The following is a 437-nucleotide window of genomic DNA, read 5'->3' on the forward strand; positions in this document are numbered from 1 at the left end:
CGCCAAGCACGGCGGCTTCCAATCGTTTTGCGAAATCCGCCAAGTCTTTCAGACCGTCCAACTCGGCGCGTTTCGCCAACGCCCCGCTCCATGCGAAGATTAGCGCGGCGGGATTTGTGCTGGTTTTCTCGCCCTTTTGCCAGCGGTAGTAGTGCTGTTGGACGGTGCCGTGCGCCGCCTCGTATTCAAAAACGCCGGAAGGGGGGACTTAGCGAAACTATCCAATCCGCCGCCGGAGAAGGTTCTTAATTCTTGGGATTTTATCGATGAGATAGCGGCAAGATTGTAAAAATTATGTCTTTCTTAACAGTTCCATCGGTTTTAACTTGCCGGCGCGGCGGGCGGGGATCCATGAGGCTAGAATCGAACAGAGAATCGTGAAAATTCCTATTAATAACACGGCGGTTTTGTCTATTATTATGGGGATTGTTTCAAGG

1 protein-coding gene and 1 pseudogene are annotated in these 437 nt (G+C 51.5%); one reads left to right on the top strand and one right to left on the bottom strand.

Going from position 1 to position 437, the window contains the following annotated elements; all coding sequences use genetic code 11:
* Window positions 1–208: pseudogene (locus ACYVTD_RS16950) on the bottom strand (NADP-dependent isocitrate dehydrogenase); the annotation flags it as partial.
* On the opposite strand from ACYVTD_RS16950, the gene ACYVTD_RS16955 reads away from it, so the two are divergent.
* On the top strand, window positions 137–289 hold the full coding sequence (locus tag ACYVTD_RS16955; protein ID WP_461248818.1) for a hypothetical protein: 153 nt from the start codon (window positions 137–139) through the stop codon (window positions 287–289). The pseudogene ACYVTD_RS16950 and the gene ACYVTD_RS16955 sit on opposite strands and share 72 nt — an antisense overlap.
* The last annotated feature ends 148 nt before the right edge of the window (window positions 290–437 follow it).

Source organism: Treponema sp. R6D11 (genome assembly GCF_054786075.1).